At 73.9% G+C, this 1,496-nt stretch carries 1 protein-coding gene; it reads right to left on the bottom strand.

Going from position 1 to position 1,496, the window contains the following annotated elements; all coding sequences use genetic code 11:
- A partial coding sequence (locus BIV03_RS17585) for a cation-translocating P-type ATPase (RefSeq protein ID WP_071296606.1) occupies positions 1-1,496 on the bottom strand: 1,496 nt, incomplete at both ends.

Raw genomic sequence — 1,496 nt, 5'->3', positions numbered from 1 at the left:
GCCGGCGCCGGGCGTCGCGGTGAACTGCGTCGCACCGGCGACGTCGAGCCCGCGGGCCCGTGCGGCCGTGACGATCGCGCGCGCGACCGGGTGCTCGGAGCCGTCCTCGACCGCGGCGGCGAGACGGAGGACCGCCGCGTCGTCGGTGTCCGGCGTGCCGGTGACCGAGCGGAGGGCCATCGACCCGGTGGTGACCGTGCCGGTCTTGTCGAGGACGATCGTGTCGACGCCCCGGGTCTGTTCGAGGACCTGCGGACCGCCGATGAGGATCCCGAGCTGCGATCCCCGGCCGGTCCCGACGAGCAACGCGGTCGGGGTCGCGAGTCCGAGCGCGCAGGGGCAGGCGATGATGAGCGTGGCCACCGACGCGGTGAAGGCCGCCGTCAGGGAGCCGCCGAGGACGAGCCACCCGACGAAGGCCAGCACCGCGAGCCCGATGACGATCGGGACGAAGACGCCGGACACCCGGTCGGCGAGGCGCTGGACCTCGGCCTTCCCTGTCTGCGCGTCCTCGATGAGACGGCCCATGCGGGCGAGTTCGGTGTCGGCTCCGACCCGGGTGATCGTGACGACGAGCCGCCCGCCGACGTTGATCGTGGCGCCGGTGACGTCGTCGCCCGGGCGGACCTCGACCGGCACGGACTCGCCGGTGAGCATGCTGAGGTCGACGGCCGACGAGCCCTCGCGCACGGTGCCGTCGCTCGGGATCCGCTCCCCCGGCCGCACGACGACCACGTCGCCGACGACGAGCGAGGCGGCGGGCACGCGGGACTCGGATCCGTCGCGGAGCACCGTCGCGTCCTTCGCCCCGAGTTCGAGCAGGGCGCGGAGCGCGGCCCCGGACTGCTGCTTCGCGCGGGCCTCCATGTACCGCCCGGCGAGGATGAACACGGTCACGGCGGACGCGACCTCGAGGTACAGGTCGCTCGCCTCGGGGTCGGTGGCGAACCACGAGAAGGTCATGTGCATGCCGGGCATCCCGGCGTCACCGAGGAACAGTGCGTACAGCGACCACCCGAACGCCGCGAGGACGCCGACGCTCACGAGGGTGTCCATCGTCGCGGCACCGTGCCGGGCGTTCACCCACGCAGCACGGTGGAAGGGCAGGGCGCCCCACACGGCCACGGGGGCGGCGAGTGCGAGGGCCAGCCACTGCCAGTTCGGGAACTGCAGCACGGGCACCATCGACAGGACGACGACGGGGACGGCGAGGACAGCGGAGACGACCAGGCGCTGCCGGAGCGCCGCGGACGCATCGTCCTCGCGCGGGGCGGCGGGGTCGTCCGGTGCGGGCGGGGCGGGCACGGACGCCCCGTACCCCGCCGACTCCACGGCCGCGATGAGCGCGCCGGTGTCCGAGCTGCCGGAGACCGTGGCCTTCTCGGTCGCGTAGTTCACGGTCGCCGTGACGCCGGGGAGCTTGCCGAGCTTCCGTTCGATGCGGTTCGCGCACGAGGCGCACGTCATCCCCGTGATGTCGAGTTCGACCGCGCCGT

Source organism: Curtobacterium sp. MCBA15_016 (genome assembly GCF_001865105.1).
Classification (GTDB): Bacteria; Actinomycetota; Actinomycetes; order Actinomycetales; family Microbacteriaceae; genus Curtobacterium.
This window is presented reverse-complemented; position numbering and strand designations above follow the sequence as displayed.